The sequence below is a fragment of the Rhodosalinus sp. 5P4 genome, assembly GCF_041365695.1.
Taxonomy (GTDB): domain Bacteria; phylum Pseudomonadota; class Alphaproteobacteria; order Rhodobacterales; family Rhodobacteraceae; genus Rhodosalinus.
Genome location: NZ_JBGFSJ010000002.1, coordinates 77,945 through 92,496 on the forward strand (window position 1 = coordinate 77,945; position 14,552 = coordinate 92,496).

Annotated in this window: 10 protein-coding genes; 7 read left to right on the forward strand and 3 right to left on the reverse strand. The window is 69.2% G+C overall.

Features of this window, described 5'->3' with window-relative positions:
* Nucleotides 1-47: 47 nt before the first annotated feature.
* Entirely contained in the window at nucleotides 48-1,649 is a 1,602-nt protein-coding gene (locus AB6A69_RS03290) for an ABC transporter substrate-binding protein (protein ID WP_371059684.1), read from the reverse strand.
* Nucleotides 1,650-1,813: 164 nt separating this feature from the next.
* Here AB6A69_RS03290 and AB6A69_RS03295 point away from each other — a divergent pair, with 164 nt between their 5' ends.
* From AB6A69_RS03295 to AB6A69_RS03305, 3 genes are read left to right on the forward strand one after another with little or no spacing between them, the layout of a single operon-like run.
* Nucleotides 1,814-2,794 (forward strand): ABC transporter permease, encoded by a 981-nt coding sequence (locus tag AB6A69_RS03295; RefSeq protein WP_371059686.1) that lies wholly within the window; start codon nucleotides 1,814-1,816, stop codon nucleotides 2,792-2,794.
* Complete coding sequence (locus AB6A69_RS03300; RefSeq protein ID WP_371059687.1) at nucleotides 2,791-3,711, forward strand: ABC transporter permease; 921 nt, start codon at nucleotides 2,791-2,793, stop codon at nucleotides 3,709-3,711. The genes AB6A69_RS03295 and AB6A69_RS03300 overlap by 4 nt, the downstream gene beginning before the upstream one ends.
* Nucleotides 3,701-5,380 carry an ABC transporter ATP-binding protein gene (locus tag AB6A69_RS03305; protein ID WP_371059688.1) on the forward strand — a complete coding sequence of 560 codons (1,680 nt, stop codon included), beginning with the start codon at nucleotides 3,701-3,703 and terminating at the stop codon, nucleotides 5,378-5,380. The genes AB6A69_RS03300 and AB6A69_RS03305 overlap by 11 nt, the downstream gene beginning before the upstream one ends.
* Before the next feature lie 12 nt (nucleotides 5,381-5,392).
* Here AB6A69_RS03305 and AB6A69_RS03310 read toward each other — a convergent pair whose 3' ends face one another.
* Both AB6A69_RS03310 and AB6A69_RS03315 read right to left on the reverse strand, forming a co-directional pair.
* Nucleotides 5,393-7,903: a copper-translocating P-type ATPase gene (locus AB6A69_RS03310; protein WP_371059689.1), complete on the reverse strand. Its 2,511-nt coding sequence runs from the start codon at nucleotides 7,901-7,903 to the stop codon at nucleotides 5,393-5,395.
* A 131-nt stretch (nucleotides 7,904-8,034) separates the two neighbouring features.
* The gene (locus tag AB6A69_RS03315) at nucleotides 8,035-9,354 is read right to left on the reverse strand and encodes an aspartate aminotransferase family protein (RefSeq protein ID WP_371056303.1); all 1,320 of its coding nucleotides are present in this window, start codon (nucleotides 9,352-9,354) and stop codon (nucleotides 8,035-8,037) included.
* 125 nt (nucleotides 9,355-9,479) lie between these two features.
* Here AB6A69_RS03315 and AB6A69_RS03320 point away from each other — a divergent pair, with 125 nt between their 5' ends.
* The 4 genes from AB6A69_RS03320 to AB6A69_RS03335 all read left to right on the forward strand — a co-directional run bounded on the left by AB6A69_RS03320 (nucleotide 9,480) and on the right by AB6A69_RS03335 (nucleotide 14,488).
* On the forward strand, nucleotides 9,480-10,343 hold the full coding sequence (locus tag AB6A69_RS03320; protein WP_371059690.1) for a MurR/RpiR family transcriptional regulator: 864 nt from the start codon (nucleotides 9,480-9,482) through the stop codon (nucleotides 10,341-10,343).
* A gap of 41 nt (nucleotides 10,344-10,384) precedes the next feature.
* Nucleotides 10,385-11,353 (forward strand): TAXI family TRAP transporter solute-binding subunit, encoded by a 969-nt coding sequence (locus AB6A69_RS03325; RefSeq protein WP_371037158.1) that lies wholly within the window; start codon nucleotides 10,385-10,387, stop codon nucleotides 11,351-11,353.
* 94 nt (nucleotides 11,354-11,447) lie between these two features.
* A complete protein-coding gene (locus tag AB6A69_RS03330) occupies nucleotides 11,448-14,060 on the forward strand; it encodes a TRAP transporter permease (protein ID WP_371059692.1) in 2,613 nt (870 codons plus the stop codon).
* On the forward strand, nucleotides 14,057-14,488 hold the full coding sequence (locus tag AB6A69_RS03335; protein ID WP_371059693.1) for a universal stress protein: 432 nt from the start codon (nucleotides 14,057-14,059) through the stop codon (nucleotides 14,486-14,488). Before AB6A69_RS03330 ends, AB6A69_RS03335 begins: the two co-directional genes overlap by 4 nt.
* Nucleotides 14,489-14,552 lie beyond the last annotated feature (64 nt).

A 14,552-nucleotide genomic window follows, 5' to 3' on the forward strand; every position in this document is an offset into this window, starting at 1 on the left:
TGGCCGCCGGGCGTGGTTTCGGATCGGTCGGAACCGGTCTCAGGCGATCAGGCCATCCACCAGCGCTGGCTCGCCTTGCCGCCGTCGAGCTCCCAGTTCGCCGCGACCGCCTCGCCGTAGGCCAGATCGTTCGAGACGCCCATGATGTAGTTGGCGAACATCGGCACCAGCGCGCCGCCGTCGTCGTGGATCAGGCGCTGCGCCTCGAAGTAGAGCTGGGCGCGCTTCTGCTGGTCGAGTTCGGCGCGGGCCTCGTCCACGATGCCGTTGAAGGTCTGCGCGGCCTCGGTGGTGCGCCAGTCGGTGTCGTTCCACTCGGTGTCTTCAACGTAGGCCGAGGAGAACATCCAGTCCGCCGTTGGCCGGCCGCCCCAGTAGCAGGCGCACCATGCCTTCTTGTTCCAGACGTTCGACCAGTAGCCGTCCGAGGGTTCGCGCACGACCTCGACGGTGATCCCCGCCTCCGCGGCCGAGGCGGCGACGAGCTGCGCCGCGTCCACCGCGCCGGCGAAGGCCGCGTCCGAGGCCGAGAGCTGGATCGGCCCGCTGTGGCCCGACTTCTTGTAGTGGAAGGCCGCCTGATCGGGATCGAACTCGCGCTGGTTCAGCCCCTCGGCGTGGAAGGGCACCGCCGGCGACAGCGGGTGGTCGTTGCCCACCCTGCCGTAGCCCATCAGGATCTTGTCGACCAGTTCCTGCCGCTTCACCGACAGCTTCAGAGCCATCCGCAGGTCGTAGTTGTCGAAGGGCGCCATGGTGACCCGCATCGGGAAGGTGTAGTGCAGGTAGCCCGTCTTCTCGAGGATCGAGATGTTGGGCGCGCGGCCCAGGAGGTTCGCCGTCTTCGGGTCGACCCGGTCGATCAGGTGGACCGAGCCGTTCATGAGCGCGTTCTGGCGCGCGGTGGGATCGACGATCGACAGGATCTCGACCGTGTCGAACCAGGCCGCGTCCTCGACGTGATAGTCGTCGTTGCGGGTGCCGATCACGCGCACGCCGGGCTCGAAAGTCTCGATCTTGTAGGGCCCAGTGCCGATGGCCGCGGTGGGATCGATCGCGCCGTCCTGCGACGGCATGATCAGCAGGTGGTAGTCCGACAGGATGAACGGGAAGTCCGCGTTGCCCGACGCCAGGGTGACGACGAGCGTGTCGCCCTCGGCCGTCATCTCCACCACGTCCGCCAGCAGGCCCTTCGCCGCCGACTTCGTGTCTTCGCCGCGGTGGTGGTTGAGCGAGGCGATCACGTCCTCGACCGTCAGCGTCTTGCCGTTGTGGAAGGTGACGCCCTGCTTGATCGGGAAGCGCCAGGTCGCGGCGTCGGGCGTGGCTTCCCACCCCTCGACGAGATCGCCGCGCAGCGTGCCGTCGGGCGCCACCTCGGTCAGCGAGTTGCCCCAGAGATAGCCCAGGTTCAGCATGAACCCGTTCTCGTAGGTCGCCGGGTCGAGGCTGTCCGTGGTCGAGCCGTGGCCCATCCCGATCTTGAGGTCGCCGCCGCGCTTGGGCGTCATCGCCATCGCCGTGTCGGCCATGCCGACAGCGGCGGGCAGCACCACGCCGGCGGCCATCAGCGACGAGATGAACTCCCGCCGTGAAAGGCGTCCCCGGCGCAAGCGCGCGCGTTGCAGCTCGATGAAACGGTTCTTCATGTGTCGTCTCCCTGGATATTGTCTTTAGAAGTATTCTTCGCGGATGCCGAGGTTGGCAGGCACGCGTTGCTCGGATAGCATAGCAAGGCCCCGCAGCCGAGAGAACCCGTTTCGAAACGGCGCGGCGCGGGGCGCGGGTTGGCAGACAGGGGGAATATCGGCCCATGCATCCGGTCTTGCGGACGGTCCTTCAGCGCCTTGCGCTGGGCCTGCTCACGCTGTTCATCGTGTCGATCGTCATCTTCGCGTCGGTGCAGATGCTGCCCGGGGACTTCGCCGAGGCGGTGCTCGGCCAGGCGGCGACGTCGGAGACCGTGGCGGCCTTCCGCCGGGAGCTCGGCCTCGATCAACCGCCGGTGATCCGGTATTTCGACTGGGTCGGCGCGCTCGCGCAGGGTGATCTCGGCACGTCGTTCTCGGGGCGGGCGGCCTCTGGCGTCGACCGCTCCCGCGACGTGGCCGATCTGGTGGGTCCGCGGCTGGCGAACACGCTCTTCCTGGCGGGCATGACGGCGCTGATCGCGGTGCCGCTCGCGCTCTTTCTCGGCATCACCGCGGCGCTCAAGCGCAACAGCCTCTACGACAAGACGGTAAGCACCGCGACGCTGACCACGATCTCCTTTCCGGAGTTCTTCGTGGCCTACATCCTCATCCTGCTGCTCAGCACGCTCTGGCCCGTCTTCCCGAGCCTCGCCGACGTGGGCCGCGACATGCCGCTCTGGGACCGCGTCTACACCACCGCGCTGCCCGCGCTGACGCTGACGCTGGTGATCGTGGCGCACATGATGCGCATGACGCGGGCGGCGATCATCAACCTGCTCGCCAGCCCCTACATCGAGATGGCGCGCCTCAAGGGGGAGCCGCCGCGCCGCGTCATCCTGCGCCACGCGCTTCCCAACGCCTGGGCGCCCATCGCCGCGGTGATCGCGTTCAACCTCGCCTATCTCGTGGTCGGCGTGGTCGTGGTGGAGGTGGTCTTCGTCTACCCGGGCATCGGCCAGCTCATGGTGGATGCGGTGAGCTCGCGCGACATCCCGGTAGTGCAGGCCTGCGCGCTGATCTTCGCGGCGACCTACATCCTTCTCAATCTCATCGCCGACATCATCGGCATCGTCACCAACCCGAGGCTTCTGCACGCCAAATGACCGACCAGACCAAAAGCTACTCGGCGGCAGGCGAGGTCGCTCAGCTCCGCACCCGCCGCTCGCGCCGGGAACGGATGTGGATCGAGCTCCGGAAGGCCCCCCCGACGGCCCTTCTGGGCCTCGGCATCATCCTGATCTACGCGTTCGTGGCGATCTTCGCGCCGTGGCTCGCCCCTTATGGCGAGGCGGAAGTTCTGGCACAGTCCTACGCGCCCTGGAGCGCGGAGCATCCGCTGGGCACGGACCAGATCGGGCGCGACATCCTCACCCGGCTGATCTACGGGGCGCGCAACACCATCGGCATCGCCTTCATCACGACGCTTCTGGCGTTCGCGATCGGCGTGTCGCTGGGTCTGATCGCCGCGATCAACCGCTCCTGGCTCGACCAGGTCATCAGCCGCGGCGTGGACGTGCTGATGGCGATCCCGTCGCTCATCTTCGCGCTGATGCTGCTGTCGATCTTCGGCTCCTCGGCGCTGTCGCTCATCCTCATCATCGCGGTGCTCGATTCCACCCGCGTCTTCCGGCTGGCGCGCTCGGTCGCCGTGGGCGTGGCGGTCATGGACTACGTGGAGGCGGCGCGGCTGCGGGGCGAGGGGCTCGGCTGGGTCATGCGCCGCGAGATCCTGCCCAACATCATGCCGCCGCTGGTGGCCGAGTTCGGCCTGCGGTTCTGCTTCGTGTTCCTGACCATCGCGGCGCTCTCCTTCCTCGGCGTCGGCATCCAGCCGCCCACCGCCGACTGGGGCACGATGGTGCGCGAGACGGCGAACCTTATCCAGTTCGCGCGCTTCGATCTGAAGGCCGGGCTCACCCCGCTGATGCCGGCGGCGGCGATCGCGCTGCTGACGGTGGCGGTCAACTTCGTGGTGGACTGGTTCCTTCACAAGACAAGCGGGTTGCGCGATGAACACTGAGCTTTCCGACACGACGGACGCCAAGGCCACGCCCACGCCCGACCAGGATGGCGCGCCGCTGCTGGAGATCCGCGGCCTGAAGATCGAGGGCTTCGCGGACGAGAAATGGAACCCGATCATCAAGGGCGTGGACCTGACGCTGCATCGCGGCGAGGTGCTTGGCCTCATCGGCGAATCGGGTGCGGGCAAGTCCACCCTCGGCCTCGCCGCCATGGGGTTCGCGCGCTCCGGCGTGCGCTTCGCGGGTGGCTCGGTGCGCTTCGACGGCATGGACCTGCTGGCGATGCCGGAACGCAGGCGCCGCAAGCTCTGGGGCACGCGGATCACCTATGTCGCGCAGTCCGCCGCCGCCTCCTTCAACCCCGCGCACCGGCTGATCGAGCAGACCGTGGCGGCAGCGGTGCGCGAGGGCCTCAAGACCGAAGCCGAGGCCATCGCCGACGCCAAGGCGCTTTATGCCCAGCTTCAGCTTCCCGAGCCCGACAGGATCGGGGACCGCTACCCGCACCAGGTGTCGGGGGGGCAGCTTCAGCGGGTGATGACGGCCATGGCGATGTCGGGCCGTCCCGACCTCATCGTGTTCGACGAGCCGACCACCGCGCTCGACGTGACGACGCAGGTCGAGGTGCTGATGTCCATGCGCAGGATCGTGGACGAGTTCGACACCGCCGCGATCTACATCACCCACGACCTCGCCGTCGTCGCGCAGATGGCCGACCGCATCAAGGTGCTGCGCTACGGCGAGGAGGTGGAGGAGGCGCCCACCCGCGAGATGCTGGAGCACCCGAAGGAAGCTTACACCCGAAGCCTCTGGTCGGTGCGGAGCCTCCGGAAGCCCGCCGAACCGTCCGAGGACGTGGTCCTGTCGATCCAGGGCGTGGACGCGGCCTACGGCAACAAGGTGAAGGTTCTGCACGACATCAGCGTCGACCTGCCGCGCGGCCGCACCGTGGCGCTGGTGGGCGAATCGGGTTCGGGCAAGTCCACCACGGCGAAGGTCGTCACCGGGCTGCTGCCGCCCTCGAAGGGCGAGATCCTGTTCGAGGGCGAGGCGCTGCCGCCGGAACTCAAGCAGCGCAGCAAGGAGCAGCTGCGCCGCATCCAGATGATCTACCAGATGGCCGACACGGCGATGAACCCGCGCCAGACGGTGGGCGAGATCATCGGCCGGCCGCTGACCTTCTACCACGGGCTGAAGGGTCAGGCTCTCGAGCGTCGCGTGGTGGAGCTGCTCGAGCAGATCGAACTCGATGCGGGGTTCTACGACCGGCTTCCCGGCGAACTCTCCGGCGGGCAGAAGCAACGCATCTGCATCGCCCGCGCGCTGGCCGCCGAGCCGGAGATCATCATCTGCGACGAGGTCACCTCGGCGCTCGACCAGATCGTGCAGGAGGGGATCCTGAAGCTCTTGATGCGGCTTCAGAAGGAGCGGGGCATCTCGTATCTGTTCATCACGCACGATATCGCGACCGTGGAGGCGATATCGGACGAGATCGTCGTGATGTATCAGGGCCGCGTGGTCGAGCAGGGCCTGAAGGACCGCATCCTGTCGCCCCCGCATGCCGAGTACACCGAACTCCTGCTCTCGTCGGTGCCCGAGATGGATCCGGACTGGCTCACCCATCTCCTCGAAGAGCGCGGGCAGGACGAGACGGCGGCGGGCGCCTGACCCGCCGCAACGCTATTCGGCCGGCGCGGGTTGCGGGGCGGGCCGCGGCCTTGCCGTGTTCCCGGCGCCGGGCGTCGCGGGGCGGACCCTTTTGAGCCGCAGGGCGTTCATCAGAACGAAGACAGACGACAGCGCCATGGCCCCCGCCGCGAGCGCGGGCGACAGCAGAAGGCCGGTGGCGGGATAGAGCACCCCTGCCGCGACCGGAATGAGCGCGGTGTTGTAGCCGAAGGCCCAGAAGAGGTTCTGGGCGATGTTGCGCATCGTCCGCCGGGACATGTCGAAGGCGGTGGCGACACCGCCCAGGTCGCCCGACATCAGCACGACGTCGGCGCTTTCGATGGCGACGTCGGTGCCGGTGCCGATGGCGATGCCCACGTCGGCATGGGCCAGCGCGGGCGCGTCGTTGATCCCGTCGCCCACGAAGGCCACGCGGCGCCCGCCGGCGCGCAGCCCGTCGATCGCGTCGATCTTGCCGCCGGGCAGCACGCCGGCCACGATCCGGTCGATGCCGGTTTCGCGGGCGATGGCCTCGGCGGTCTCCTGCTTGTCCCCGGTGATCATGGCGACCTCGAGGCCCTGCGCGCGCAGCGCGGCGATGGCCGCGGCGCTCGTCGGCTTCACCGGGTCGGCCACGGCCAGAACGCCGGCGAGCCGTCCGTCGACGGCCGCGAAGAGAGCGGTCCGCCCGCGTTCGGCCAGCCTTTTCTCCTCCGCTTCGAGGGGGCGGGTGTCGATGCCGTCCCGCGCCATCAGCCGGTCGGCGCCCACCAGAACGTCGCGGCCGTCGACCCGGGCGCGGATGCCGTGGCCCGCAATGGCCTCGAAATCCTCGGCGTCGGCGAGGCGCAGCCCCTCGGCCCGCGCGGCCCTGAGGATCGCGTCGGCCACCGGATGCTCCGACCCGGCCTCCGCCGCCGCCACGAGGGCCAGCACCTCCGCGCGCGTCGCGCCCTCGGCCGGGATCAGGTCGGTCAGCTCGGGCCGCCCCTCGGTGATGGTTCCGGTCTTGTCGAGGGCGACCACCTTCGCGCCGCCCAGCGTCTCGAGCGCGTCGCCCTTGCGGAAGAAGACGCCGAGCTCGGCCGAGCGGCCGGTGGCGACCATGATCGAGGTCGGCGTGGCCAGCCCCATGGCGCAGGGGCAGGCGATGATGAGGACCGAGACCCCCGCCACCAACGCCATCGTGACCGCCGGCGCGGGGCCGAAGATCAGCCACGCGGCGACCGTGACCGCCGCCGCCGCCATCACGGCCGGGACGAACCAGAGCGTGACGCGGTCCACGAGGCGCTGTACCGGAAGGCGGGCGGATTGCGCCTCTTCGACCATGCGGACGATCTGCGACAGCGTCGTGTCGTCGCCCACCCGCGTCGCGCGGAAACGGAAGCTGCCGGTGCCGTTCACCGTACCGCCGGTGACGGTGTCGCCCGGGCCCTTGCCGACGGGCTCCGGCTCGCCGGTGATCATGCTTTCGTCGACGCGCGCCCCGCCCTCCGTCACCTCGCCATCGGTGGCGATGCGCTCGCCGGGGCGCACCACCAGGATCTCGCCCGCGCGGATCCGTTCGACGGGCACTTCCTCCACCTCGCCGTCGCGCAAGACGCGGGCGGTGCGCGGCTGAAGCCCCAGAAGCCGCTCGATCGCCGCGCCGGCACGGCCCTTGGCGCGCGCCTCGAGGTAGCGGCCCGCCAGGATGAGGGTGACGATGACCGCCGCCGCCTCGTAATAGACCGCGCGCACGCCTTCGGGCAGAAGCCCGGGTGCGAAGGTGGCGACGACGGAATAGAGGTAGGCCGCCGACGTGCCCAGCGCGACGAGGCTGTCCATGTCGGGCGCCCCGCGCATGAGGGCGGGAAAGCCGCGCCGGTAGAAGCCGCGCCCCGGCCCTGCGAGCACGAGCGTCACGAGCGCGAACTGCAAAAGCCAGCTGGCCTGGTGGCCGATCGTCTGGCCGATGAAATGGTGGATCGCGGGGATCGCGTGGCCGCCCATCTCGATCAGGAAGACCGGCAGCGTGAGCGCCGCGGCCAGGATCGCGCGGCGCCCGGTTTCGCGTGCCTCCGCGTCGCGGCGGGCGCCCCGGCTTTCGCGCGCCTCGGCGTCCTCGGGCGTGGCGTCGTATCCCGCCTCGGCCACCGCGCGCACGAGATCGTCGGCGGATGCCGCGCCCTCGAGCATCGTGACGGTCGCGGTCCCGGCGGCAAGGTTCACGCGCGCCTCCAGCACGGCGGGCACGGCCGCGAGCGCGCGTTCCACCCGCCCCACGCAGGACGCGCAGGACATGTCGTCCACGGTGAGAGTCCGCGTCTCGGTGCGGGCGGGATAGCCCGCGGCTTCGAGCGCGTCGGCCGCGGCCGCAACGGTGGCCGGATCGGCGACCGACAGCCGTGCCTGACCGGTGGCGAAATTCACGTTGACGTCCGACAGGCCCGGCACGGCCTCGAGCGCGCGCTGCGCCCGGCCCGCGCAGGAGGCGCAGTTCATGCCATCGATCGACAGTGTCAGCGCTTCGGTGCTCGTCATGGTGCCCTCTTCCGGCTTCGTCTTCGAGCCATAGATGGGGCTTCCAGTGACTGGAATGTCAACGGGCCCGCGGTGGGCGCGGACGAAACGGGAAGGACGGCAGGCGCCTGGCGGACCGCGCGGGCCCCGGCTCAGAGCACCGTGTCGAGGGCGCGGCCTAGCTTTTTCACGATCTCGCCCACGTGGTCGTCCTCGATGATGAAGGGCGGGGCGAGCAGGACGTGGTCCCCGCGGCGGCCGTCGATGGTGCCGCCCATCGGGTAGCAGATCAGACCGGCATCGAAGGCCGCCGCCTTGAGCTTGCGGTGAAGGCCGAAGTCGGGGTCGAACGGTTCCTTCGTCTCGCGGTCCCGCACGAACTCCATCCCCAGGAAAAGCCCGCGGCCCCGGATATCGCCCACGTTCGGATGCTGGCCGAAGGCGGCCTCGAGCGCATCGCGCAGCCTGCCGCCCATCGTGCCCGCGCGCTCGGCCAGCCCGCCCTCGGTGAGTTTCGTCACCACCACGTCGGCCGCGGCGCAGGCGGTGGGGTGGCCGTTGTAGGTGTGACCGTGCTGGAAGAAACCGGAGCCCGCGACGATCGCGTCGTAGATCGCGCCGGTGCAGAGCGCCGCCCCGATCGGCTGGTAGCCCGCGCCGAGCCCCTTGGCGATGGTCACGATATCGGGCGCGATCCCTTCCTGCGCGCAGGCGAAGAGGCTGCCCGTGCGGCCCATGCCGCACATCACCTCGTCGAGGATCAGCAGAACGCCGTGGCGGTCGCAGATCTCCCGGATGCGGGCGAAATAGCCCGGCACAGGGGGCACCGCGCCGGCCGTGGCGCCCACCACGGGCTCGGCGACGAAGGCCGCCACCGTTTCGGGGCCGAGGCGCAGGATTTCCGCCTCGAGCTCGTCGGCCACGCGCAGGCCGTAGGCCTCCAGGCTCTCGTCGTCGCGCCGGTCGCGGTAGGCGTAGCAGGGCGCGATATGGCTCGTTTCCACCAGCATCGGCGCGAAGGGCGCGCGCCGCCATGCGTTGCCGCCCGTGGCGAGCGCGCCGAGCGTGTTGCCGTGATAGCTTTGCCGGCGCGCGATGACGCGGTGGCGTTCGGGCTGGCCGATCTCGAGGAAATACTGTCGCGCGAGTTTCAGCGCCGCCTCCACGGCCTCGGAGCCGCCGGAGACGAGATACACCCGATCGAGACCCGGCGGCGCATGGGCCGCGAGCCGGTCCGCGAGTGCTTCGGCGGGCTCGGAGGTGAAGAAGCCGGTATGGGCGAAGGCCAGCGTCTCGGACTGGCGGCGGATCGCCTCGGCCACGTCACGGTCGCCGTGGCCAAGGCAGGAGACCGCCGCGCCGCCCGAGCCGTCGAGATAGGCCTTGCCCGTGCTGTCGTAGATATAGACGCCCTCGCCGCGGACGGCGGTGGGCGGCAGGGAGCGGGGCGCGCGCGGAAAGATGTGGGACACTGGATCGGGCCGCTTTTGACTATGGCATGCAAGGGAGAAGCGAAACACATGCGTCACATGTTGACAAGACGTGAAACGAAATGGAACAAATCCGGGCGTGACGGTTTGCATGGGGGAGCGGACGCGTGCAGGAGCCTCTCGATGCGCGGCTTGCCGAGTCCTACACCGCGCTCAGCGCGACGCTGAAACAGGCGGCGGACTACGTCATCGACAATCCCGTGGCGGCGACCTCGCGGAGCCTGCGCGCGGTCGCGCAGGACAGCGGCGTTTCGCCCGCCGCCTTCTCGCGCATGGCGCGCGCGGTGGGCTACGACAGCTTCGAGGCGCTGCGCGAGGAGATGCGCGGCACGCTCGACCGCCGGATGAGCCGTTTCTCGGAACGCGCGGGCCTCATGTGCGACGCCCGCGCCGGTGGCGCCGCGGCGTTCTTCGAAAGCCACATGGAGGCCTGTTCCGCCAATATCCGCAGGCTCGGCGAGACGCTCGCGCCCGCCCGGCTCGAAGCCGCGGCGGAGGTGCTGCACGGCGCGCGCCGCGTCGTCCTGGTGGGCGCGCTGGGCTCCTCGGGCGTCGTCGAGCATGTCGCCTACACGGCGCAGTTCCTGTCGCCCGGCTGGACGCTCGCGGCGCGGGCGGGCGGGTCGATGGGCGCGGCGCTTGCCGGGCTGGGGCCGCAGGACGCGGTGCTCGTCGTGACCAAGCCGCCTTGCGCCACGGCCTCGCTGCGCGCCGCCGCGCTCGCCCGCGAGCAGGGCGCGGCGGTCATCGTCGTGACCGACACCCACGCCTGTCCGGCCTTGCCGCACGCCACGCATTCGTTCATCGTGCCGGGGCAGGGGCCGAATTTCTTCACCTCCTACACGTCGACGCTTTTCTTGCTGGAGGCGATCATGGGGCTCGTGGCCCGACGGGGCGGCGCGGAGGCGCGCCGCCGGATCGAGGAGGTCGAAGCGCGCAACCGCCGTCTGGACGAAGTCCAAGACGGCTGAGCGCACCCCGAAAGACGACATCAACCAAGAGGGAGACTGTGATGTTCCACAAAGCCAGACTCACCATCGCCGGGGCGGTCGCCGCGGCACTGATGGCCCCCGCGGCCTTCGCGCAGGATTTCATCACCATCGGCACCGGCGGCGTGACCGGCGTCTACTACCCGACCGGGGGCGCCATCTGCCGGCTCGTGAACAAGGACCGGCGCGAGCACGGCATCCGCTGCTCGGTGGAGTCCACCGGCGGCTCGATCTACAACATCAACACGATCCGCGCGGGCGAGCTGGAATTCGGCGTCGCGCAGTCGGACTGGCAGTATCACGCCTACAACGGCTCCTCCCGCTTCGAGGAGCAGGGCCCGTTCGAGGACCTGCGCGCGGTCTTCTCCGTGCACCCCGAACCCTTCACCGTGGTGGCGCGCGCCGACGCGGGCGTCACGACCTTCGAGGACCTCAAGGGCAAGCGCGTCAACATCGGCAACCCGGGCTCCGGCCAGCGCGGCACCATGGAAGTCGTGATGGAGGCGATGGGCTGGACCACCGATGATTTCGAGCTCGCCACCGAACTGAAGGCGGCCGAACAGTCCGCCGCGCTCTGCGACAACCAGATCGACGCGATGGTCTACACCGTGGGTCACCCCTCGGGGTCTATCCAGGAAGCCACCACGGCGTGCGACTCGGTGCTGGTGCAGGTCGACAACGAGACGATCCGCGAGCTCGTCGCCGAGCGTCCCTACTACCGCATGGCGACCATCCCGGGCGGCATGTATCGCGGCAATGACGCGGACGTCACGACCTTCGGCGTCGGCGCCACCTTCGTGACCTCCGCCGACGTGTCGGAAGAGGCCGTCTATACCGTGGTCAAGGCCGTGTTCGAGAACTTCGGCGACTTCACCGGCCTGCATCCCGCCTTCTCCGTGCTCAAGAAGGAGGAGATGGTGAAGGACGGTCTGTCGGCGCCCCTTCATGCCGGGGCCGAGAAGTACTACCGCGAGGCCGGCCTGATCGAGTGACGGCCGCTGCGGCAGGGCGCGGGCCGGTCCCGCGCCCTGCCGATCCGAACGACAAGAGCGGGGCACACGCGCCCGCCAGCAGGGGGATGCACGGATGAGCCAGAGGGAAGAGGCCCGCGGCCCGCTCACCGAGGAGGAACTTCAGGACCTCGTGGCCTCCAGCGACGCGGGCGCCCGGAACCCGGGTGGCGCCGTGGCGCTGCTGATCGCCGCGGTCGCGCTCAGCTGGTCCGTCTTCCAGGTGCTGCTGGCCTCGCCGCTCGCCAACTACGTCCTTCCGGGCGACATCATCAACAATTCGCGCCAGATCCACCTGGCCTTCGCGATCTTCCTCGCCTTCCTGGCCTATCCCGCCTTCCGCTCCAGTCCGCGCCGTTACGTGCCGATCCACGACTGGATCATGGCCTCCGTCGGCGCCTTCACGGCGCTTTACGGGTATTTCTTCTACGAGAAGGTGGTGCAGTCCGGCGGGCTTGCCGACGACACGGACAAGTGGTTCGCGCTCGTCGGGCTTCTGCTGCTCTTCGAGGGCGCGCGGCGCGCCCTGGGCCCCGCGATGGCGATCATCGCCACGATCTTCCTGGCCTATGTCTTCTTCGGGGCCTCCGCCTGGGTGCCCGAGGTGATCCGCTGGAAGGGCGCGTCGCTGCAGAAGGCGATGAGCCACATGTGGATCACGTCGGAAGGCGTGTTCGGCATCGCGCTCGGCGTCTCCACGAAGTTCGTGTTCCTCTTCGTGCTCTTCGGCGCGCTGCTGGAGAAGGCGGGCGCGGGCAACTACTTCATCAAGATGGCCTTCGGCGCGCTGGGCCACCTGCGCGGCGGGCCGGCCAAGGCCGCGGTCGTGGGATCTGCGGCCACCGGGCTCATCTCCGGCTCGTCCATCGCCAACGTGGTCACCACCGGCACCTTCACCATCCCGCTGATGAAGCGCGTGGGCTTCACCAGCGAGAAGGCCGGCGCGGTTGAGGTCGCGAGTTCCGTGAACGGCCAGATCATGCCGCCCGTCATGGGCGCCGCGGCCTTCCTGATGGTGGAATACGTGGGCATCTCCTACGTGGAGGTGATCACCCACGCCTTCCTGCCCGCGGCGATCAGCTACATCGCGCTCGTCTACATCGTGCATCTGGAGGCGGTGAAGCAGAACATGCCCACGCTCGGCGACCGGGTGGTCTCGCTCGGGCGCACGATCGGCGGCATGGCCGCGTTCTTCGCCGGGTTCGCGGCGCTCTGCTACGGCGTGCAATTCCCGGTGCGCTGGATCACCGCTCTCGTGCCCGAGGGCGCGGGCTGGGTCCTGTCGGCCCTTCTGTTCCTCGCCTACCTGGCGCTTCTGTGGCTCGCCGCCCAGAGCCCCGACCTCGAGCCCGACGATCCGAATTCGGAGGACGTGCGGCTGCCGGTCGTGGGCGAGATCTACAAGTCGGGCCTCTATTACCTGCTGCCCATCGTCGTGCTCGTCTATTTCCTGATGATCGAGCAGAAATCGCCGGGGCTTTCGGCCTTCTGGGCGACCATGCTCCTCTTCGTCATCCTGCTGACGCAGCGCCCTCTCAAGGCGGTGTTCCGCGGTGAAAGCGATCTGGCCGACCGCCTGAAGTGGGGCGTGCTGGACCTTCTCCAGGGGCTCATCGACGGCGCGCGCAACATGATCGGCATCGGCCTTGCCACCGCGACGGCGGGCGTCATCGTGGGGACCGTGACGCTCACCGGCGTGGGGCAGGTGATGTCCGAGCTGGTGGAGTTCCTTTCGGGCGGCAATCTCGTGCTGATGCTGGTGATGGTGGCGCTTCTGTCGCTCGTGCTCGGCATGGGGCTGCCCACCACCGCCAACTATATCGTGGTAAGCTCGCTCATGGCGGGCGTGGTGGTCGAGCTTGGCGCGCAGTCGGGGCTCATCGTGCCGCTGATCGCGGTGCATCTCTTCGTCTTCTACTTCGGGATCATGGCGGACGTGACGCCGCCCGTGGGGCTGGCGAGCTTCGCGGCGGCCGCCGTGTCGGGCGGGGACGCGATCCGCACCGGCTTCACCGCCTTCTTCTACTCGCTCCGCACCGTGGCGTTGCCCTTCTTCTTCATCTTCAACACCGATCTTCTGCTGATCGACGTGACCCTCGTGCAGGGGATCGTGACGGCGATCGTCGCCACGGTCGCCATCCTCGTCTTCACGGCGGGCACCATGGGCTGGTTCCTCACGAAGAACCGCATCCATGAAAGCGTGGCGCTGATCCTCATCGCCTTCGCGCTCTTCCGTCCGGATTTCTTCATGGACCGCATCCAGCCGCCCTTCCGCATGCTGGATCCCGCCAATCTCGCGCAGGCGGTCGAGGAGGCCGATCCGGGCGAAGAACTCCGCATCGTCGTCTCGGGCCCGGACTTCGACACCGGCGAGATCACCGAGACGACGCTTGTCCTGCCGGTGGCGCGCGACGCGCCGGGCGAGGACCTCCTCGCCGAGGCGGGCCTCGCGCTCGTGCCGCTGGAGGACGGCCGCGTGAGCTTCGAGGAGCCGATGTTCGGCACGCCCTACGCGCAGACCTTCCTGGACTTCGATTTTTACGCCGAGCGGCCGATGACGATCGACAGCGTCAAGGCGCCGGCCGACCAGATGCCCAAGGAACTCATGTTCATCCCCGCGCTCGTGCTGCTCGCCTTCCTGGCGCTTCTGCAGCGCGCGCGCATGACCCGCCAGGAGGTCCCCGCATGACCGGCCCCGTTCTCTGCGCCGTCGACATCAGCAACGAAAACCGCGACCGCCACGTGCTGGAGGTGGCGGCGCGCCTCGCGGAGATGGAGGGCGCGCAGCTCGACGTCATCACGGTGGTGCCCGATTACGGCATGAGCGTGGTCGGCAGCTATTTCGACAAGTCGCATCACGACAAGGCGGTGCAGGAAGCGCGCCGCAGGCTCGACGCGCTTGCCGAGGCCGCGCTCGGCGCGGAGGCCAACAAGAAGGTCCGCCACATCGTGGCCACCGGGAACGCCTACCAGGAAATCCTTCACGTGGCGGAGACCGACGGCGCCAGCCTGATCGTGGTGGGCGCGCACAAGCCGGATTTCCGGGATTACCTTCTGGGCCCCCACGCGGCGCGCATCGTCCGCCACGCAAGCTGCTCGGTGCACGTGGTGCGGTGATGCCGTCCGCGTTCCGCCCGCCTGCGCGCGCGGCGGGGGGGGGGGGGCGATGCGGCCATGCCGT